General features: G+C 36.0%; 23 protein-coding genes and 2 pseudogenes. 11 read left to right on the top strand and 14 right to left on the bottom strand.

All coding sequences use genetic code 11. From position 1 onward, the window contains the following. Nucleotides 1-116: 116 nt before the first annotated feature. Nucleotides 117-1,400: an MFS transporter gene (locus tag H4J73_RS19540; RefSeq protein ID WP_182178416.1), complete on the top strand. Its 1,284-nt coding sequence runs from the start codon at nucleotides 117-119 to the stop codon at nucleotides 1,398-1,400. 9 nt (nucleotides 1,401-1,409) lie between these two features. Here H4J73_RS19540 and H4J73_RS19535 read toward each other — a convergent pair whose 3' ends face one another. The 4 genes from H4J73_RS19535 to H4J73_RS19520 form a co-directional block, all read right to left on the bottom strand. Then, nucleotides 1,410-1,973: a hypothetical protein gene (locus tag H4J73_RS19535; RefSeq protein WP_182178414.1), complete on the bottom strand. Its 564-nt coding sequence runs from the start codon at nucleotides 1,971-1,973 to the stop codon at nucleotides 1,410-1,412. Beyond that, the gene (locus H4J73_RS19530; RefSeq protein WP_182178412.1) at nucleotides 1,966-2,196 is read right to left on the bottom strand and encodes a helix-turn-helix transcriptional regulator; all 231 of its coding nucleotides are present in this window, start codon (nucleotides 2,194-2,196) and stop codon (nucleotides 1,966-1,968) included. The genes H4J73_RS19535 and H4J73_RS19530 overlap by 8 nt, the downstream gene beginning before the upstream one ends. Beyond that, nucleotides 2,196-2,711, bottom strand: a complete 516-nt coding sequence (locus H4J73_RS19525; RefSeq protein WP_182178410.1) for a DUF2975 domain-containing protein — start codon at nucleotides 2,709-2,711, stop codon at nucleotides 2,196-2,198. The genes H4J73_RS19530 and H4J73_RS19525 overlap by 1 nt, the downstream gene beginning before the upstream one ends. A 173-nt stretch (nucleotides 2,712-2,884) precedes the next feature. Then, nucleotides 2,885-3,802, bottom strand: a complete 918-nt coding sequence (locus H4J73_RS19520; protein WP_182178408.1) for an aldo/keto reductase family oxidoreductase — start codon at nucleotides 3,800-3,802, stop codon at nucleotides 2,885-2,887. A 108-nt stretch (nucleotides 3,803-3,910) separates the two neighbouring features. On the opposite strand from H4J73_RS19520, the gene lgt reads away from it, so the two are divergent. Both lgt and H4J73_RS19510 read left to right on the top strand, forming a co-directional pair. After that, nucleotides 3,911-4,699, top strand: a complete 789-nt coding sequence (gene lgt / locus H4J73_RS19515; protein ID WP_182178406.1) for a prolipoprotein diacylglyceryl transferase — start codon at nucleotides 3,911-3,913, stop codon at nucleotides 4,697-4,699. A 31-nt stretch (nucleotides 4,700-4,730) separates the two neighbouring features. After that, nucleotides 4,731-5,567, top strand: a complete 837-nt coding sequence (locus H4J73_RS19510) for a ribonuclease H family protein (protein WP_182178404.1) — start codon at nucleotides 4,731-4,733, stop codon at nucleotides 5,565-5,567. 116 nt (nucleotides 5,568-5,683) lie between these two features. On the opposite strand, the gene H4J73_RS19505 is transcribed toward H4J73_RS19510, so the two are convergent. The 6 genes and pseudogenes from H4J73_RS19505 to H4J73_RS19475 form a co-directional block, all read right to left on the bottom strand. Beyond that, nucleotides 5,684-6,643: a glyoxylate/hydroxypyruvate reductase A gene (locus H4J73_RS19505; RefSeq protein ID WP_220460007.1), complete on the bottom strand. Its 960-nt coding sequence runs from the start codon at nucleotides 6,641-6,643 to the stop codon at nucleotides 5,684-5,686. Nucleotides 6,644-6,660: 17 nt separating this feature from the next. Then, nucleotides 6,661-7,248, bottom strand: coding sequence for a phospholipid scramblase-related protein (locus tag H4J73_RS19500; RefSeq protein ID WP_182178399.1), 588 nt, complete (start codon nucleotides 7,246-7,248; stop codon nucleotides 6,661-6,663). A gap of 232 nt (nucleotides 7,249-7,480) precedes the next feature. After that, nucleotides 7,481-7,870, bottom strand: a complete 390-nt coding sequence (locus H4J73_RS19495; RefSeq protein ID WP_182223390.1) for a hypothetical protein — start codon at nucleotides 7,868-7,870, stop codon at nucleotides 7,481-7,483. Between the two features lie 24 nt (nucleotides 7,871-7,894). Next, on the bottom strand, nucleotides 7,895-8,194 hold the full coding sequence (locus H4J73_RS19490; protein ID WP_182223389.1) for a DUF1835 domain-containing protein: 300 nt from the start codon (nucleotides 8,192-8,194) through the stop codon (nucleotides 7,895-7,897). A gap of 63 nt (nucleotides 8,195-8,257) precedes the next feature. Beyond that, a pseudogene (locus H4J73_RS20705) lies at nucleotides 8,258-8,812 on the bottom strand (DUF2785 domain-containing protein). A gap of 246 nt (nucleotides 8,813-9,058) precedes the next feature. Then, the gene (locus H4J73_RS19475; protein WP_182178391.1) at nucleotides 9,059-9,205 is read right to left on the bottom strand and encodes a hypothetical protein; all 147 of its coding nucleotides are present in this window, start codon (nucleotides 9,203-9,205) and stop codon (nucleotides 9,059-9,061) included. A 481-nt stretch (nucleotides 9,206-9,686) separates the two neighbouring features. Here H4J73_RS19475 and H4J73_RS19470 point away from each other — a divergent pair, with 481 nt between their 5' ends. After that, entirely contained in the window at nucleotides 9,687-11,207 is a 1,521-nt protein-coding gene (locus H4J73_RS19470) for a M4 family metallopeptidase (protein WP_182178389.1), read from the top strand. 127 nt (nucleotides 11,208-11,334) lie between these two features. Here H4J73_RS19470 and H4J73_RS19465 read toward each other — a convergent pair whose 3' ends face one another. Beyond that, nucleotides 11,335-11,508, bottom strand: a complete 174-nt coding sequence (locus H4J73_RS19465; RefSeq protein WP_182178387.1) for a hypothetical protein — start codon at nucleotides 11,506-11,508, stop codon at nucleotides 11,335-11,337. A 217-nt stretch (nucleotides 11,509-11,725) separates the two neighbouring features. Beyond that, nucleotides 11,726-12,055: a nuclear transport factor 2 family protein gene (locus tag H4J73_RS19460; RefSeq protein ID WP_310649646.1), complete on the bottom strand. Its 330-nt coding sequence runs from the start codon at nucleotides 12,053-12,055 to the stop codon at nucleotides 11,726-11,728. Between the two features lie 534 nt (nucleotides 12,056-12,589). Between H4J73_RS19460 and H4J73_RS19455 the strand changes: the two genes are divergently transcribed. Both H4J73_RS19455 and H4J73_RS19450 read left to right on the top strand, forming a co-directional pair. After that, on the top strand, nucleotides 12,590-13,300 hold the full coding sequence (locus H4J73_RS19455) for a PEP-CTERM sorting domain-containing protein (RefSeq protein ID WP_182178383.1): 711 nt from the start codon (nucleotides 12,590-12,592) through the stop codon (nucleotides 13,298-13,300). A gap of 133 nt (nucleotides 13,301-13,433) precedes the next feature. After that, complete coding sequence (locus H4J73_RS19450) at nucleotides 13,434-13,979, top strand: phage tail protein (protein ID WP_182178381.1); 546 nt, start codon at nucleotides 13,434-13,436, stop codon at nucleotides 13,977-13,979. Nucleotides 13,980-14,146: 167 nt separating this feature from the next. Here the strand turns inward: H4J73_RS19450 and H4J73_RS19445 are convergent, their stop codons facing one another. Further along, nucleotides 14,147-14,641: an ABC transporter substrate-binding protein gene (locus H4J73_RS19445; RefSeq protein ID WP_259366632.1), complete on the bottom strand. Its 495-nt coding sequence runs from the start codon at nucleotides 14,639-14,641 to the stop codon at nucleotides 14,147-14,149. Between the two features lie 872 nt (nucleotides 14,642-15,513). Between H4J73_RS19445 and H4J73_RS19440 the strand changes: the two genes are divergently transcribed. Next, nucleotides 15,514-15,915: a hypothetical protein gene (locus H4J73_RS19440; protein WP_182178379.1), complete on the top strand. Its 402-nt coding sequence runs from the start codon at nucleotides 15,514-15,516 to the stop codon at nucleotides 15,913-15,915. Between the two features lie 195 nt (nucleotides 15,916-16,110). Here the strand turns inward: H4J73_RS19440 and H4J73_RS19435 are convergent, their stop codons facing one another. Beyond that, a complete protein-coding gene (locus H4J73_RS19435) occupies nucleotides 16,111-17,010 on the bottom strand; it encodes a hypothetical protein (protein ID WP_182178377.1) in 900 nt (299 codons plus the stop codon). A gap of 166 nt (nucleotides 17,011-17,176) precedes the next feature. Between H4J73_RS19435 and H4J73_RS19430 the strand changes: the two genes are divergently transcribed. The 4 genes and pseudogenes from H4J73_RS19430 to H4J73_RS19415 all read left to right on the top strand — a co-directional run bounded on the left by H4J73_RS19430 (nucleotide 17,177) and on the right by H4J73_RS19415 (nucleotide 20,325). Then, nucleotides 17,177-17,650, top strand: coding sequence for a transposase (locus H4J73_RS19430; RefSeq protein WP_182188773.1), 474 nt, complete (start codon nucleotides 17,177-17,179; stop codon nucleotides 17,648-17,650). 173 nt (nucleotides 17,651-17,823) lie between these two features. After that, nucleotides 17,824-19,398 (top strand): annotated as a pseudogene (locus H4J73_RS19425) (IS3 family transposase). Nucleotides 19,399-19,423: 25 nt separating this feature from the next. Continuing rightward, nucleotides 19,424-19,990 (top strand): transposase, encoded by a 567-nt coding sequence (locus H4J73_RS19420; RefSeq protein WP_182250276.1) that lies wholly within the window; start codon nucleotides 19,424-19,426, stop codon nucleotides 19,988-19,990. A 65-nt stretch (nucleotides 19,991-20,055) separates the two neighbouring features. Next, the gene (locus tag H4J73_RS19415; RefSeq protein ID WP_182250278.1) at nucleotides 20,056-20,325 is read left to right on the top strand and encodes a hypothetical protein; all 270 of its coding nucleotides are present in this window, start codon (nucleotides 20,056-20,058) and stop codon (nucleotides 20,323-20,325) included. Nucleotides 20,326-20,492 lie beyond the last annotated feature (167 nt).

The following is a 20,492-nucleotide window of genomic DNA, read 5'->3' as shown; positions in this document are numbered from 1 at the left end:
AATTTCAACGAACGCAGTTTATCATTTGAATAATAAAAACCAACATAAATTATGTTCTTTCAATTAAAAATAATACGTTATGATAGCAACAGAATAATTATCATAAATGAACAACTATGTTATCCAATATTTTTATTACCTTAGCCTTATTAATTGCCAGTGCTTTTTTATTGTCTCGACATTTCACCTTACCAAAAAATATTTGGCTGTTGTTTATTGCCCAACCTTTAGTGATGGCCGCATCACCAGTCATTGTTTTCATTGGGGGAATATTGTCAACCAGCATGGCAAGTGACCCATCTCTAGCTACCCTTCCCATTACGGTTATGATTTTAGGTGTTGCCTGTGGCGCGATTCCTGCAGCGATGCTTGCCAAAAACAAAGGCCGTCGTTTTGCGATTTTTACCGGTTATAGTTGTGGCTTATTGGCGACATTAACCGCTATGGTATCTGCGCTTATTGCCAATTTTGAACTTTTTGTTTTCTCAGGTTTACTCTTTGGTATTAGTACGGCATTTATTCAACAGTTACGTTTTGCTGCGATAGAAAGCATAAAAAAGGATAAAGATATCCCTACTGTATTGTCAATTCTTATGCTAAGTGGCATTTTTTCTGCCTTCTTAGGGCCTGAAATTGCCGTAGTTGCTAAAGACTGGTTAGTTTCACCTCATGGCTATGCTGGCTCATTTTTAGTATTAGCGGGCTTAATCATTTGCGCGATGATAATCATGTTGAACTTTAAAAATACGCAAATTGAAAGTCATCAGCAAGCAGAAGATATTCGTCCATTAAGTAAAATCATTAAACAACCCATATTTATTATCGCGATACTATCAGCGGCAATTGGTTTTGCCTTAATGAGTTACTTAATGACCGCAACACCTTTAAGCATGCATCAAATGCACGGACATAGCTTAAATGATACAAAGTGGGTTATTCAAAGTCATATTGCGGCGATGTTTATTCCTTCTCTATTTACCGCTTGGTTAGTAAAAAAAATAGGCTTAAAAAGTTTAATGTTAATAGGGACCGCAATTTACGCGATAGTAACTGTAGTCGCGCTTTCAGGCGAACAAGTCATGCACTACTGGTGGGCACTGATTTTGTTAGGCATCGGTTGGAATTTTTTATTTTTAACCGGTACAACATTACTACCGCAAAGTTATAAGCCGGGTGAACGACATAAAGTACAAGCGATTAACGACTTCATTATCTTTGGTTTACAAGCAACTGCATCGTTACTGGCAGGTTGGGTGTTATTTAAAGCGGGTTGGCATATGGTGGTACTTACCAGTATGCCATTTATCGCGATACTCTTTGCGGCGACTTGGTTTTATTATATTAAAGACAGAAAAAAAACGGCCGAAATAGCCGCTCAATCGTTGATAAATAATCGGTAAATTACAAAATCAAAGATTGTTGTCGTTATCTGAAAGACCAAAGCCAATAGAGAAAGTCATGTCGTTAGCGACTTCAAACTCTACACCTGTTATCGCTTTATAAGCAAGATCTTGGTTTTTTTCTTCACCAAAAAGTGTACCGTGGTTCGTTTGTACGGCGCCAACAGCTAACTCGATAAAAGGAGATACATTTTCACTCAAGCTAACATACTTAAAACGTGATGTAGCCCATAAACCAAGCGCGTCATAATTACCCGAAAAAATTTGTTGCTCTGCAGAGAAGTTATTAACATTCGTCTTTTCAACTAAACCACTAAAATGTGCTTTAGCATAATGCAGCGAAATCTCTGTGGCAACTTGCCAATCTTCGTTTAATTGATAATGCTTGCCTACCCCAAAAGAAATCTCCGGCACTAAATCAATTGTAGTGTGACTTAAATCTACGTTTTTTAGGCTATCGTATTTCGTTAAGTTCAAAGCCACAAATTTATAAGGTTCGTCATCGTTTGCTACCACTGAAATACTCGTGGCGAAGCAACTACCTAAAAGCATTATGACTAAAGATTTATTCATCATCATTCCTTGTTTGTTGATCTTTTTCGTAAAGTAAAATGTCGCCTGGCTGACATTCTAGCGTTTTGCATATCGCTTCAAGTGTTGAGAATCGTATTGCTTTTGCCCGACCACTTTTAAGCACCGATAAATTTTGTGCTGTGATACCTACTGACAGAGCAAGATCGTTTAATTTCATTTTACGTTTTGCTAGCATAACGTCCAGTTCTATAATCATAGCCACTAGATAACTAACTCCTGCTCTTGATGCAAGCTAGTCGCTTCGCTCATTATCCAAGCTATCACGTATATCACTAAACCAATTAATAAAAATCTTAACTCATCAGAGCCTAAGCTTATGTATAACGATAACGTATCAGAAGCGCCTGAAAATCGTAATACTAAGGTCACCACTATCGGATAAAGAAGCTTTAAGGCAATCCAAGCTAACAGCACAGTACCAATATTTTTAATGCATTGAATATTGGCGACAGTGAAGACTAAACCCTGCTGATATAAACCAAATAACTTAAACAAAGACCAATAAATTAAAAGGCTTGGCAACAAATCTGCACTGCCTAGTATAAGCAAAGCGTTAAAACCTTCATCGGTTAAGGCTAACGCTAAATTTTCCCAGCTACCTGAAAAATCGATACTGGCAGCAGAAGAAATAAATGAAAAATGTTCAGAAAGCTCATAGGTGCCATTATTATTAATTCCTAGTAATAACAAAAGTGCAAAACTGAAAATTTGCATCATAACGAAGAGTGCCACTAATGCCCTAACGATTTTACTTACTTTGCTTATCCGATAATGCGGTAACATAAAACTCATAATCTAAATTGATTCGATAAGCTTAATGTAGCAGATACAATCTGAATTTCAACCCCTTATTTACCGATAAACGATAACTTATTATTGATAGTTATTAGTTATGGAACTGATTGACCATTTCTGGCTTCCAATAATCGATACCAATCTTCGCGGCTGTAGTTAAGTTCAAGTGCGACTTTTGCCGCTACAATACGTTCAGGTGTGGTTGAACCAATAATAGGAAATATGTCTGCAGGGTGCTTTAATAACCAAGCGAGAATAACTTGCCAAGCTTCACAGTTATATTTTTGCGCTTGCAATGTTAATTCACCAGCAATGCGTTGTTCGTCTTTTGCCAAGAAAGTATTGCCCCATGCAGCGTAAGCAACACCTCCGAGGGGACACCAAGCAATAGGTGTAATACTATGCTGTTGACATTGATCCAATGTACCGTCATTAAGTGCATCAATATTATGAATATTAATTTCCACCTGATTAACCAATAATGGTAAACCTAAAGCACTTTGCAACATAGCCACTTGCGAGGGTTTAAAGTTACTCACCCCAAAGTGGGCAACTTTACCACTGGCTTTAAGTTGCTTGAATGTTTCAGTAACTTCATGAATATCAAGTAAGTAGTCTGGACGATGTAATAAAAAAAGATCAAGTTGTTCTGTGTGCAAACGCTTTAAAGAACCTTCTACACTCGATAAAATATATTGTTTACTAAAATCATAACGTGTTGGCGCATAAGGGTTCTCATTGTTTTTTGGGCGAATACTTGCTTTGGAGGTGAGGATCATTTTCTCTCGCAAGTGTGGTGATCGCTTTAACAATTCACCAAATAATTGCTCACTCGCCCCACCACCATAAATATCTGCGTGATCAAAGTGATTGTATCCAGCATCGATTGCACTATGAACAGCAAGTTTACCGTTAGCAATATCATTTACTGACTGATCACCTGCAATTCGCATACAACCATAGATTAATCGTGATGACTGAAGATTGCTCTTTCCTAAACTATAATTTTTCATTACAACTTTACGCTCGTTTTATCGCTAATTGACTGACATAATAGCGACTTTATGGTTGTTGTTCATCAATAACAAACTCATTGCATACGTATAAATAAGGTTTTTTCATTGCAACATTTTATTTGGGATATTGATCCAGTTTTACTTTCTATTGGTCCGTTAACGATTCATTGGTATGGCGCTCTTTTTGCAGCGGCAATCATTTCAGGCCTACAGGTGATGAAATGGGTTTATCAAACAGAGCACAAAGATATTGAGGCGCTCGACAATTTACTCATGTATGCCGTATTTGGTATCATTATTGGTGCTCGCTTAGGCCATTGTTTTTTTTACGACCCGCAATATTACTTTGCTAACCCATTGAAGATACTTGCCATTTGGGAAGGTGGACTTGCCAGCCATGGCGGCGGTTTAGGACTCATAGTTGCATTAGGTATATACGCAAGAAAGTATCAAGAAAACTATTTATGGCTACTCGACCGATTAGCTATTTGTACCGCTCTCTTTGGTGTATTTGTTCGTTCAGCTAACTTTGTTAATTCTGAAATATTAGGCGTTGCCAGTGATGCGCCTTGGGCTATTATTTTTGCGCGTATAGATAATATACCTCGCCACCCCGCGCAACTTTATGAAGCCATAGCGTATTTACTGATTTTTATTATTCTCTTCTTTATCTATAAAAAATCAAAAGATAAAACACCCAAGGGTTCATTATTGGGCTTATTTTTGATTTTAACCTTCACGGCTCGATTTTTAATAGAGTCGGTAAAAGTGAAACAAGCCGCGTATGAATCAATATGGGCATTAAATACCGGACAAATGCTGAGTATTCCCTTTTTCATTGCGGGTATTGTCTTATTAATTTGGTCGTTATCAGCTAAAAATAAACATAAATAAACATTCAATAAAAGAACATGAGTAAAAGAACATGAGTAAAAAATATTACGTCGTTTGGAAAGGGTCAAAAACCGGTGTGTTTGATAATTGGACGACGGTTCAGTCAGTAACGTCAGGCCGTGCAGATGCACAATTTATGGGATTCCCTTCACAGGCCGAAGCCGAAGCTGCTTTTAAATCAACATACACAAAAGCATTAACCCAGCGCTCTTTAAAAACGCCACCAAGAACAGGAACTGAATATCCAGCTGCCGCTAAAACAGCGAGTTCGTCGTCGAGTAGAGCGACAAGTTCAACAAAACCAGCGGGGAGCACGGTTCGTAGCGATCGTGAGGTAACTCAATCAAATATTGATATTTATTGTGATGGTGCATGTTCGCCAAACCCAGGAAAATCAGGAACAGGTGTAGCTGTTTATCACCAAGGCGAAATTAGTAGCCTCTGGTATGGCGCTTATAACGCAAATGGTACCAACAATACCGCTGAGTTAATTGGCATGTTACAGGCCTTTAAATTGGCAAAAGCTTATATCGACACTAACCCCGATAAAACCATTCAAGTGTTGTCTGACTCGAAATATTCTATCGACAGTATAACTAAATGGGCAACAGGATGGAAAAATAAAGGTTGGAAAAAAGCTAACGGTGAAGCGATTAAAAATCCAGAATTAGTCAAAGCTTGCTACACACTTTATCAAGAAATTAAAAAGCAAATATCTATTACTCATGTTAAAGGCCACGCTAATATTGAGGGTAATGAACTCGCCGATCGCATGGCGGTACTCGCTAGAACATCACAAGAGATAGGCTTTATAAAATACGAAAAAAATATCAATATTCGTGAAATATTAGCAACTGAGTCTGACTAAATGAACCTAGCTAAATTCATCTCAAAAGGTCTTTAACATTAACTGAAAATAAACCTCAACCTTTGTGAGGTTTTTTTCGGTTTATAATTTTAGATAATCCTTAAAAATAAAAAGTGCTAATAACCTTGTTGCCAATCAATACAAACAGGTAACTGACCGTTACTTCGATATTCACCGATATTACTAGCAACGATTTCGCCAGCACTGGCAAAGTGGGTGGGTGCAGAAATATGAGGGAGTACCGTCACTTTTTTATGTGACCAAAATGCATCACCTTCATCTAAAGGTTCTTGCTCAAAAACATCTAAAATGGCATGTTTAATATGACCGATATCTAAGCATTTAATTAGATCGTCATTAGCAACAATACCACCTCGGGCAAAATTAATGACACTGGCACCTAAAGGTAAATTCCTCAGTAGACTATTATTAATAAGTTGGTAGGTGTTTGGTGTGAGCGGGAGTAAACAAATTAATATATTGCATTGTTTCACCATCGCGAGTAATCCGTCATCGCCTGAGTAGCAATTAACCCCGTTAATTAACTTTTCACTTTGACTCCAACCAAGCACATTAAAGCCATTCTCATGCAGCCGTAAAGCACTACATTTTCCGAGTTTACCTAAACCTAAAATGCCTACCGTTCGCTCTTGAGGAAGAACATAGCGATGCTGTAGCCAAAGTGCTGATTGTTGTTGTTGTAAATATATGGGCATATCTCGATGCAAGTACAGTACCCAAGTTAATACTGCTTCACTCATTGTTCGCGCTAATGTCGGATCAATTAAACGCACTAACTTAAAAGGGGGGTCTGATTTATTCTTTGATAATTGCGAAACGAGTGCATCCACACCTGCCCATAAACTCTGTACCCATATTAACTTAGGGTATTGAGCAAAAATAGTGGGTTCTGGGTTAGCAACAATAGCAATTTCACATTGAAGCCTTTCCTTATCAGATAAGTCTTGGTCGAGCTTTATACATTCATTAGGCAGTTTAGCCGATAATAGCGCTAACCAATCGGCTTGCTCGCGTTGAGAAAGTTGACTAACAAAAGTAATTATAGGGGAATTCACGACGATTCTCTTTTCAATTATTCTTTTAACACCATATCGATACACATAACGGCAGCCAGTATTAGCTTTCTAACAGGATGATCATCAGGAACATCTTGAGATATTTCCAGTACATAATTGTCTGCACTGGTAAAAAATTCTTTACCTATTCCGCCCCACTCTTTTGAAATATGAGCTAACTCCTGATCACCGTCCATAAAACGAAAATTCCAGCCAACCCAGTTTCCTTTAAGTTGACAGACAAGGTTGTCTTGATTGTCAAAAAGATCGAACTTACCGCCAATTGAAAAAAGTTTTTGTTGAAAATAACCGATATCATTACCTTCACTATCAGTGACCGTCACTTTTGAAACAAAAAGCGATATACCTCGCTGAATTCTAATAATACGTTGATCGTTTGGTGTGCGTATCTGAACATCAAAAGGTGTCATGGTTTTATAGTCGCTAAAACGCAGCATTTTCGTAAAAAAACCTAAATTTGGCTCTCGACATTCCATAATGATATTGCCCGTTTCAGGATCATAAACATCATAATTATTAGCCGCTTTGAATATGCCGACATGCTCTTTGATTAAAAATAGATTGTTATTTAGTATGCTTGTCATTTTTAGAAATCCTTTTTCATTTTATACTAATCAGTGACTTAAATTTATCTGAGAGTAAGACTAAACGAAAAACAGCCGACGCCGTGCTTACGTTGAATAATATTAACAGTAATTTATAAACTATTAAGTTATTTTAAGCGATTGACGTTTTCTATAAGTCATACTTCGCCATAACTATTCAAAAGGTCCGAATTGAAAACGTGTCATCCAAAAGTTGAGTTTTATTAAAAAATTAAAATATTTGGCTTTTACCCAGTGAACTAGATTTAATAAGTTCATCAAACATTCGTTTAACTTGCAGATCACCAAAACGGTAGATAGCTTCATTTTGGTGAAATACTCGGTATACCGTTGCGAAATCTTGAGTCTCTAGATTTTTCATCGTCAATAACAACTGTCTTTCAGGCCTGCCATAACCACTATCATCAGGTAATCTGTCTATTTCTGCATTAATAGCAGGAAGTAAAAAAGGAAACTTATCTGAGTGACTGTCAGCAATGTTTAACATTTCATCAAAATTCTTTTGTTGATAATGAGCCCACAAATTTTCTAAGCGCTTACATTCAAGTGTCTCGATAATGCTAGCTGAATTAAAAGCTGTGATTAACTCTTCTTGGCTCATATCACCAAAACTATATTCATTGCCTTAATTAGGTCTAACTAAGTATATTTTGTATATCTGCTGATTTTTAGCAAGTAAATGTAAGACGAACCAAAAGTTGACCTGACAAAACAGATCATCTTCAAACCAACAGTATACAATTAATTTTTGAGGAATATTTGTTATTTTTGCTATTTCTGGTACGGTAATTTCTAAATAAATCCCTACTGATACTTGAGGGTAACGCTCTAAATATTCAGCTCGGTTGCCAAATAAGTCACTCAAGTTGTCCCCTTGAATATTCCCATCAACTAAGCATTCACGAGCAACAATTAATTCCCCCAAAAACAGATTTTGGCCATTGGCTTTTCAGCGTATCTCCATTAAGTATGTGATAGCGGTTATTCATTAGTTAACTTCTTTGATTGCCATTTCTAGGTTAGGAACCATTTGCGTTAGTGTTTCGTTCTTACTTGGCTTAATGGTGGCGTATAAAGCATAAATAAAACTCTGCGTGTTATGCAATTTTATTAAACCTTTTTCGTCTTGATATGCTGCTCGCCAATGATTAAAAGGAGATGAGTCAGTTACGCTTTTCAACCAGTTATTCCAATCATCTCCAGAATGCTCTCCTCGCAAGAAAATATAGATGACTGCCATAGCAATACGCTTTGGCTCACCATTAATATAATAGTGTTGTTCATGCGCGGTAATTTGACTTGCTAAAGATTTAAGCATTTTATCTCATTGAGTTTTTGTAATTGCGGGATTCAAAGCTAATTGCAGCATAAGATCTGATGAATGTGCAACCCCATGTCTCCAACCCACTTTAGTTGAAAAGCCACGATAGTCCCTTAAATTAATCAAAAAATCAGTACCAATAGTAACTAAGTAGTCTCTTTGAACATCAGTTAAAAAAGGTTTTTTACGATCTACTCTCGAAACTTCAGACAAAATTAACATTAAAAATATTTATTAAACTCCTTCGAAATCATATACTTTAGATAAAGGAACGTTGGTTAAGTAATGATACATATCTAGTTGTACTTTTTCACTAAGTTGCCCTGTCCTTAGTCAAAAACTTAATGCATTAAACGCAATTCCATCTCTTATTTTTGTGTCAGGATGTGCTAAACAATGAAGTAATTGTAATGCTAAAGCTTCTTTTTTTACTTTATTTTCAAGCGTAAATTTATTTTCTTTTAATTGCTATAAATTTTGTTTTTGCCATTTGTTTGATAAACACTGAGTATTAATTGGTTCAACACTGATAAATTTTTTTTCATCAAATGAAAAAGCAAAACAGCTAAAAAGTAACACCGAAGTAATTATCGATATATGAAGTGTTTTTTTCATTTTATTCCTTAATAAGTAAACTTTTATCCATTTATCCATTTATTCACAACAAAAAAACAATATTTAAGCTACAAAGTAAAAGCTTAAAACGATGAAATAACGGATAAGTAAGGTAACAAGAAAAAATTATGAGTTACTTAGCACTACTCTTTTTCATTGACCACATAAATTATAATCTAATTGTTTAAATATATAAAATTACGCAAAATAACAGGCAGTTAACTATTAAAAACCCAAAACATATTCAAATGGCACAATCAAATTCATTTATATTTTGTCGTTTTAATCCTAAAAATCGCCGTTTTTTTGCTATTAATATATCCCATAAAACTACAATACTCATTGCATGCTTTATTAAAGCGTCACACTAAGTGAATCTTTAATATCAAGTTACAAACTTAATGATTATCAACATCATTTGATAATACTTTTACGTTAGTACATATAAAAACTATAAAATAATAATCAGAGGTTTAATATAATGAACTTAACAAAATTATCTGTAGCAACTTTAATAGCTCTTTCAGCATCAACATCAGTAATGGCTGCTAATAGTGTCAGTGCAAATCACAGCAACATGAACGGTAAATCAATTAATAATGTTGCACAATTAAGTGCTGATTACAGTTTTAACAATGGTAAGTCCTTTTCAACCGTAAAAGGAAATACCAAACAAAAAGCGCAAATGTTTTATAAAGGTGTTCCCGTATTCGGACAGTCACTAGTAGTAGAACAAGATAGTGCTGGTCGTAATGTTGGTTTGCAGGGTTCTTTAATGGTTAACATTTCTGATGATTTAAATTCAGTAACACCAGGTATGCTGAACGGCAAAGCGCTTGGTAAGTTAAAACAGCTACTGGGTCACAATAATATTAAAAATTCAAAAACTGATTTAGTTATTTATGTAAACAGTGACAATAAAGCACAGTTAGCTTATCGAGTTGAATACCTAACAAGTGAGAGTGATGTACCAAGTCGTCCAATGGCATTTATTGATGCAAACGATGGCGAAATATTAATGTCTTGGGAAGGCATTAATCATGCGCAAAAATCAGTAAAAGGTAAACCTGGTGGCGGTAGTGGTGGCGGGTCAACAACACCTACAACATTAACAGGCCCCGGTGGTAACTCTAAAACAGGCATTTACTATTATGGCACTGACTTCGCGAATCTTATAGCCACTTCAAATGGCTCGACTTGTTCATTAGATAGCCCAAATGTTATAACAACTGATATGGGTAACAGCACACGTCGCGGAAGTACTGCACAAGTAACTTGTGGCGATACAGGTGAAGATTTAACAAATGGTGCTTTTGCGCCAATGAACGATGCTCAAGCTTTTGGTAATGTTATATTTGATATGTACGGCGAATGGTACGGCGTAACTCCTTTATCACAAAAATTAGAAATGCGTGTTCATTACGGACGTAACTATGAAAATGCATTTTGGGATGGAACAGCAATGTCTTTTGGTGATGGGGCAACGACATTCCACCCATTAGTTAGCCTTGATGTGTCTGCTCATGAAGTTAGCCATGGTGTTACAGAACAACGTTCTGGTTTAGTTTATAGTGGTGAATCTGGTGGTATGAACGAAGCATTCTCTGATATGGCGGGTGAAGCTGCAGAAAACTTTATGCACGGCACGAACGACTGGATGGTTGGAGAGCAAATATTTAAAGGTAACGGTGCATTACGTTATATGGATGATCCAACAAAAGATGGTCGCTCAATTGCTCATGCTTCGGATATGACTAATGGCTTAGATGTACATTTGAGCTCAGGCGTTTACAACAAAGCTTTCTACTTGTTAGCAATGACTAATGGCTGGTCTGTTGAAACGGCATTTGGTGTAATGCTACGAGCCAACGATTTGTACTGGACAGCAAGTTCTACTTTTAATGCGGGCGCTTGTGGTGTTGAATCTGCAGCAGCGGATCTTGGTTTAAATTCAAGTGACGTATCATCAGCTTTTTCAGCTGTTGGTGTCAACTGTCAGTAAGTATAAAACGACATTAATATGAGGGCCAGCAATGCTGGCCTTTTAAAGTTCTAATAACATAATTTATTGTCCAAATTAGCATAGCTAATAAATTCTCACTCCATAATAAAGAGGAGCTAACTGTCGTTTAATTATACCCAAGTATATAATGTTCATTATCTTCATTGAGTGATAATTCAATATCAATACTTTCATTTTTGTGGCTGTTATCCAATATTTCTTTTCTCTCTTGCTGAAAAGAATAAAGATTTTTTGCTGAAAGTATTAATCGTCTTTTTGGCGTCAAATTATTGCTAATCATACTACTACCCTCGGTTTTAAATATAGCTTAGTACCTAAGGCTGCATTAATAATGCCACAAACAAATAAAAATAAACCATTGAAAAAACAATGGGTTTAAAAGTCAGGATTTGTTTTTTATGCATCTTTTTTTATATTAAAAAAAGAATTGAGCAACTTGCAAAAAATGAATGAATCCTTCCTTTAATCTATACACTCTAATTTTACTATTAACCTGGTTATTTTGAGCTATTCCACATATCAAGATGTATAAGCCAAACCCCGTCTATTTTTCTCCAAACAATAACATAAGCACCATTAAACTCTCTTTTACGACCCTCTTGATACTGAGAATCGCCAGTATAATAGCCAATATCGCTAGCCATGTTTCCTTCTATTATTAACTCTTCCGATATGACAGTATATGAAATAAGCTGCCATTGACTTTCTTTATTTGGTGTCCAATATTTTTTAATGGCTAAATTATCACTTGTGATTTTCTTATCACCACTCATAACATGAGCATTTGGTGTATAGATAGCCATCAGCTTATCAATATCACCATTAATGAAAGCTTAGAGAAAGCTTTATTTTGCGCCAAGATATCTGATCGGTCTGAACTATCTTCCTGAGCTAAAACAGCCCAACTCGATAAAGTAATAAATAACACTAAGATACTTTTAATAAAATGAACTGAGACCTCTAAATACACTTTGATAAAACTCAAAAATATACATCCACCATATCAATAATAAACGGATATTAAAATACTCCTCTATGTCCCAAAGCGCAGTATTTAATTCAAGAGGGAGAAAATAAATCCTTATAATTATTCAACCTCAAAACTAAATTATTTTTAGATAATTAAAGAGCTTTAAAGTGATAAATAAGTCAGAACCATGTTCGTTCCTTCTCTTTTAGATAAGGATAAATATCGGATACTTTATAGGTAAAAACACCCTAATCATGTCAGCATTCTTTACACTTTATAACAAACAAAAATCGTTTTCTTTCTGTACAGTGCATTTTTTATACCTTGGTACGCTACATGCATATATCACGATTAAGTCACTAAACAAGCATCACTAAAATGGAATTTAGACATGAAAAACTCTGTATCTAATAAATTATTATCACTATGCGCTTTGTCGTTTTTCGTACTCACTTCGGTAGCTAATGCTGGCATTATCAGCATTACATTAGGAAATGGTGCATCAGGGTTAGTTGATGGCGACATGCCTACCGCCTGTGATCTAGTCTGTGCCGGTGGTATATCATACGGCCAGGTCCCCCCTTTTGACGCTGTTAGAGGGCATGAGATTATATCGGATCCCAAAAATGTTAATTGGTCATTCAATTATGGTCCAATTACCGATACGATTCTTAGTGCAACATTTAGTTTTGGTATTTGGGATCATGACTCTTCTGCATCAGGTAGTCAGTTAGATTCGTTTGCACTAGATGGCATGAACCTTACCACTGAATTAGATGCATTGTTTGAGTCTGCTGGAGGCTCCCTTGATAGACAATTCAAAATTTACACGATGAATTTAAGCACTAGCCTTTTTGCTAGTTTAGCTGATGGGCTATTTTCAGCTAATTTAGACATTGGTGGAACAGGTTTACTCACTAATGGACTAACACAAGTAGTAAGTGAGTCACGATATAATGCTTTTCTCTTAGTTCATTCAACATTAAATATAACCACTCAAGATGTCGTTGACCCTGAACCCCCTACTGATGTACCTGAGCCAAGTACTTTATTATTGTTTGCAGTCGCATTGTTAAGTTTTAAACGCTATAGCCGCAGATAAGCCCTTATTTCAATACCTGATGGTATCGATAGGATGAAGAGATAACAATGTTGCCTCTTCATCATTAATATGCTGATTTTACTGAGTGTTAGTAAAAACCAGCAACATAAAATTAATATACAAGGAAAATATTATGGAAGGATACATAGGTCAACTATTAATGTTTGCAGGTAATTTTGCACCAAGAAATTGGGCTTTATGTGATGGTCAGCTAATCGCTATTTCACAAAACCAATCACTATATGCCATTATAGGGACAACTTACGGAGGAGATGGACGCAGCACTTTTGCTTTACCTGATTTACGAGGAAGAACATCTACCCATCCAGGGGGAGGACCAGGCTTGACGCCTGTTAGATTAGGTCAACACGGGGGTAGCGAGAAACACACACTTATTGAAGAACAAATGCCGAGTCATAACCACCAAGTTACTGCCAGGGCAATGTGTGTTAATGGTCCAGGTAATACTAGTACACCTGTTGAAAATAGTTGGTCATCTGATGCTGGCGGTACCTCTATTTCTTATTCTAATCTAGCTTCAGATACACAAATGAATGGAAGTACCATAGAAGTTCAACAAGAAAGTAAGGGAGAAAATCAACCAATTAATAATTTGCCTCCTTACTTAGCGGTAAATTACATTATATGTACGGAAGGTCAATTTCCATCTCGTAATTAATCCCAAGGGTGATATCACTTAACGATTCACCCTATTCATATTTACCCTAGTAATCATTTACACTTTACTTATAATGGTTATTCTTTGAAAATAATAATAAATAATGATTCGATTTTTAGCCATTATACAAATTGCTATTCAACTTAATGATCGCTAATGAGTATAAATTACCGACGATTAACACTGAAAACATCTAGCTCAGCCAATTCTATTAACTTTTTCAATTCACCGCTTTCTTGAAGACGTAAGATTTCTTGATTAATAATAGGCACTAGTGTTGCGTGGTTTTTATTAATATAATGATAAAGCGGTAACACAGCTAAAGGTCTACTCGTCGGTATAATATTTTTGTAACCTAAACGCTTTAAGGTCAACTCTCCATCAAGCGTATTCGTTAATACGACATCGACTAGCCCCTTTTTCAGTACCTTAAACATATTTTCAGTACTGTTCATTTCATAAATTTCACTTAAACCCCTCGTTATATTACTCGTATGCTTTACACCACGGATCTTAGCCAATTTATACTTTTTCAAATCGTCTATTTCATGAATAATAAGTTGACGTTCTTTAAGACTAAAAGGCATGGTTTCCAGGTAATAATAAGGAGTGGCTACTCTAATCATTTGATTATTTTCAATGCCATATGACCAAATTCTCATTATTTCCCCGTCCTTCTCCCCCGTGTTTGCGACAAGTTGCGCTCTTTGTGCTGGTAATGGGGTAACCGTGATATTAATACCTATATTTTTATAAATTTGAGGGAGAACAATTCGACCAATTTCTTGCTCAATTAATAGTTCAATTGAAGCAAAATTGTAATGGATAACTTGGGGAATAACGTCGGTTTTTTTTTTACATTAACGTCTGATATTACATTTACAATAAAGGTTGGCGCTATGATTGTTGAAGTGGCAAAAACAGGAAGCGAAACTATAAACAAAATGCATATAGCATTAAGCTTAAGTAAAAAATATTGGCTGAAGAGTATCTTCAATTACCCTACACCTTTAACTGAGTATTTATAAAATATAACGCTGTTCGCTTGACCTCCATGTGTGTTCTTTTGACTTGGCTTAATAACAACATTTGAAATATTAATTGACTAAGTATGGTCTATAAAATAGGACTATTGTATAAATTGGTGAATAAAAGGGCAAGTAAAACGTTTACGTGTCTCCCCTGTATACTCTGCACACTTGGTTATAATAGCTATAAAATGGGTTACAGTTTTAGCGAAAAAGGCTTCAGCCAGGGTTGTATTTTCAAAGTAAGAAGACAAAACTTGAGCTAATTTAATAGAGTAAAAACAATTAAATCATGATATTTTGATTAATTCAGTCTAGATGATAGTAAAAATTATTTTTTATATTCATAACAACTTTAGGCTGTGGTTACACTAAACATAAGTAGAATAAACAGAGTATTTTAAAGCAAGATTACCCTGCTCGCGGTGAAATTCAATTATATGAGTCGACGATTATGCTACTGTTTAAACATCAGTAAGCGACTTTTTTATTATTTAGGCTATTCAATGATCGCAAATAAACACACAATATTACCTGTATTGATCAGTTTTATTTTTTACTTTGCATGGACGTGGTACGCCAATAGTAGAGTAACAGATGATGTAGCCTTGTTATTACGAACAGCGCTCATTCAGAGCACGTACAGCGCGTTTATGACATTAACTTTTAGCACGCTGTTAATTTGGGTAATAAATAAAATGAAATGCCACGACCACCCATACATGGCGATTCTTCCTCCTTTGTTAATGCAATCAAGCATGGTTTATTTGATTAATGTCCTTAATCAAACACCCAACTTACTACTGACGATTATGCCAAGCATATTTTTTACTGCAATTTATGGGGCTATCTTTACATTCACCTTGTTAAAGAAGCCTGAATACCAATGTGATAGTAAAGTTAAATAATATCTCTGTATCCTAGGTGTCAAAGACTACAATCGTAACTATTATGGGGGATTAAAAACAATAAAAAACCCGCAGTTCAGCGGGTTTTAGATAATAAGTGAACGCCATCATTCATTTTACTGAATAGTGTAACGTTTTAAGTGAGGATATATATCCTCACTTAAACACTTGATATTAGACACTTTCAAACGTGATTTATTGCACAGGGATAGTTAGGGTGCCTGTAGCGACAACACCAGTTTTAGTTTCATAGGCATATTCAAACGTCATGCTGTTTTCAGAACCAACCAAATTGTCAGACATATATTCGTTTGTACTAGTGCGATAAACTTTTTGACTATCAAGTTGAGCGCTACCAATTTCGATACTTATGTTTAGATTATCACGAATTAAAGTTTCGTTTTCCGCTAATTGCACTAATCCTATAGCATACGCATTATAAGGGTTACCATTTCTGACAAGGTTAAAGTCTCTTATTGAATTAGAGTTTACGCCGTCTTGAGTTATAGAAACACTACGCAGTGAAAGCGTTTGTAAAGCGTTAATACTTGTAGGTAAGTACAAATAAGCATCACGATTGTAATTGTATGGACTAGACGAGTCGCCCGCTGAATTAGTTGGAGTTATAATTACTCCATTAGTCTTATAGTTATTATTATCTAGACGAATGTCATTAATATCAAAAGTATCACTGTTATCTTCAATAGAAAATGAAAGGGAATCACCATTAACATCAACTAATTTTTCAGTCGCTTTCACAGCTAAAGAATTAACCTCATAATTATAATCTTGCCCTGAAGTTAACGTACTAACTGGTGTAACCGTTAATTTTGTATCGTTTAAACTTGTTTCGAATGTTACAGGGATATTTACATTACCACTTACAATAGTAGTCCCTGCTAAAACGATATCATTTGAGTCATCATTGCCTTTTATTACTGTAAAACCAGAAGTATTTGTTAATGAAAGACTGCTTGCAGATACCGTAATTGGCTGTGAATAAAACACGCTAAAGCTATGATCAACAAAGTCTACTTTATTAGCAACTGCGATCACTTCTAAAGCAGAAGAGCCGTTATCGAGCACTCTTGGCATTACAGCCAACTCAACAACATTTGAATACGGGATATTATAACTCAAGTTTCGGAGTTAAAACTAGGTAATAAAAATAAAGTAAACTTATGATTTTAAATAGGTTGATGTCTCATTGTGGTAAAATACTTGTTATCTAGACAAAGTAAAAAACAACAAGAGACATCACATGAATTCTCCCACAAAGAAAGTAGCTTTACCATCATTAACCGCTGATTTACTGAGCCAAGCAAACCTTAATATTGATAACACATTTAGTTCAACATGGAAGCGCCTTAACGTTAACTCCATGTTGCTCCAAGCTAAATTTTCTAAGCGCTCAGGTACACCTGTCGGTGAAGTTGTTTTTCTATTGATGCTTTGGGTTTGGCTAAAAGTGGACTCGGTTGCCATGTTTTCAAAGGATGCGTTGCTCAGCTTCTCTGCGGCAAAAAAAGATGCATTATATGATCTAATTAACCGCGAAGATGCGGATTGGCGAAAGTTGCAATTGTTGATGGCTAAAAAAGCACTCAAGGCTAATGATAAGAGTAAGCTTAGTGCCTTTGTTATTGACGACTCTGTCAAAATGAGACGTGGTAAAAAGATGCCAGGCATATCGAGCCACTTTGACCATTTAACAGCCCGCTGCGTTATGGGGTAACAAATAGTTACGTTAGGTGTCGCTAATGATGAGCAGTTTGTTCCTGTTGATAACGAAATTTTCATCAGCCAGAGTAAGGAGCAAATGTTAGACTATAAATTTAATGATGGTCGCAGTATCCCCCTGTGTCAGACTAGTTGTCGCCTCTAATTTTTTAGTTAGAGGTAATAAATATGAGTCGAAATTACTCACAAGCATTTAAAATACAAGCAGTAGAAAAGATATTACTTAAAGCAGATAATGTGACAATAAAAGAAGTTGCTGATTCTTTAGGTGTTAATCTTTCATCTTTAAATCGATGGAGAGTTGAAGCTAAACAGCAAAAACTTAATACAACGTCAACAAACGAGAAAACTCTTTTGACTCAAGAAAAACGCCCACAAGATTGGACTTTAGAAGAACGATTTAACATGGTGTTAAGTTGTAACTCATTAGATGGTGAAGCATTAAGTGAGTATTGTCGCGAGCATGGTATTTATCCTCATCATATAACGCAATGGAAGTTAGATTTTGTTAGTGGAAATACTGAGCTTAATAAACCTATTTCTCGTACTGAAATCAAAAATCTTAAACATGAAAATAAAGTGTTAAAAAAAGAATTAAATCGCAAAGGAAAAGCACTCGCCGAGACTGCTGCTTTGCTCGTTCTCCAAAAAAAAGTCCACGAGATTTGGGGAAGCGACGAGGACAGCTCACTATGAACGTAGAGCGAGAAGATATTATCGGTTTAGTCACTGACGCTTGTAACACAGGAGCCAAGCAAGAAAAGGCTTGTAACATCGTTGGTATCAGTACTAAAACGTTTCAGCGCTGGAATGTTAACCCCAACAAACAAGATGGTCGTATAGCGCCTAAACATACGCCTAAGCATAAATTATCAGCGCTAGAGCGACAACGTATTATCAAAGTAGCTAACCAGCCAGAATACGCCAAGTTACCCCCTTGCCAAATAGTACCAAGGTTAGCGGATACGGGTATTTATATTGCATCAGAAGCCAGTTTCTATCGTGTATTGAACGAGTGTAAACAGTTAAAACATCGAGATAAAAGCAAACCTAACCGAAAGATTAATAAGCCAAGAGCCTTAACCGCAAAAGCGCCGAATCAAATTTATACCTGGGATATCACCTATTTGCCAACACAAGTTAAAGGTATCTTTTTATACCTATATTTGGTGCTCGATATTTACAGTCGTAAAATTGTTGGCTGGCAAATTCACCATGAAGAACTCAGCGTATTAGCGGCTGATTTGATGACCGATATATGTAACAGAGAAAAAGTAGAAAAAAACCAAGTGACCTTGCACTCGGATAACGGTAGCCCTATGAAAGGAGCGACCATGTTAGCTACTTTACAAGAGTTAGGGGTGGTTCCTTCGTTTAGTAGACCATCAGTAAGTAATGACAACCCCCTATTCAGAATCCGTATTTCGCACGTTAAAATATCGACCTGAATATCCTGAAAAACCTTTTGCAGATATAGGGGTAGCAAGAGATTGGGTTAAGTGTTTTGTGCAGTGGTATAACCATGAACACCGCCATAGCGGTATTAAATTTACTACCCCCGTTGAGCGCCATACAGGTAAAGATATTGAAATATTAGTGGCTCGAACGTTGGTGTATAAAAAGGCTAAGTTAGAAAATCCCAATAGATGGTCAGGTGAAATTAAAAACTGGGATCATATTGAAGAAGTTTACCTTAACCCTGAAAAAGGGAAATCAGAGGTAGTAGAGAACAAGGCGGCATAAATTTAAACTTTAGGCGACAACTAGCTTGAAAAACGCCGGTATTGCGGCAAAACGCTATCAACAATCAAAGCAACAAACGAAACCAGAAATGGTTTGTGACATGATAGCCAGAGCTATCCGCGCAGGCATTAACGCTGATTATTTTTTAGCGGATGCATGGTTTGCCACCAAACATATTCTTAAAATGACGATAGAGCATTCGCTTGTTGCTGTTGTCAGAATGAAAAAAAACAAAATGAAATATCGTATAGTGGAGAAAGGTGTTAACCACTTGCTCTGCGCTAAAGAGCTATACAAACAACATGTTAAAGGTCACTGGCAAACACTTAATAATGTGCCTTACCAAAGTAAATCCGTGGTTGTTGAGTTGAACTTAACGAGCTCAGATAAAGAGCCAGCGCAATGGGTTAAAGTAAAATTGTTGTTTGTACGCTCAATAGATGAAGCTAAACAACAGGCAAGTAAACATGACTGGGCGTTATTTTTAACAACTGACTACCAGCTTGAAGATGAAAAAATACTTGAAGTTTATGCATTACGTTGGGGATTGAAGTTTACTTCAAGGAAGCCAAACAAAAACTCGGTTTCTTAAGAGAGCAAAGCCGACATTACAGTGCCTACATCGCCTCAATACACTTAACAGGATTAAGGTTTTGCTTGCTACTATTCGCTAAACAAGAGGAAGGGGCAGCAAGGCTTAGCGACGTTAGAAATAATTTTGAAGAAAGCCTATGTTGCTTGAATTTCGCCAGTAAATTGTGGGGCTTATTTAAAGCGTTAATTGCAGGAGCATTAAGTGAAATGGCAAATTTAACAAGCATTGAAAAATTTGACGTGCTAAACAAAATTGAACAAACGGTTATTGATTTTTTTACGCAAGTCATGCAAATGGATAGTTTTACCTTACGGCAAGAGGCGTTAGAATGATAAAAAATTCATTTTTCACCTTAGAAATGAACTCCGAAACTTGAGTTATATAATCAAAAATAATTATCTTTTTATAATACAAATATCAGTAGCTTGTATTATTTGATTATACTTTTAGCTATCTATAAGTGCCCAAAACCCCTTATTGATTCAAAATGTTTTAAAAA

Source organism: Colwellia sp. MB3u-41 (genome assembly GCF_014076845.1).
Taxonomy (GTDB): Bacteria; Pseudomonadota; Gammaproteobacteria; order Enterobacterales; family Alteromonadaceae; genus Colwellia_A.
This window is presented reverse-complemented; position numbering and strand designations above follow the sequence as displayed.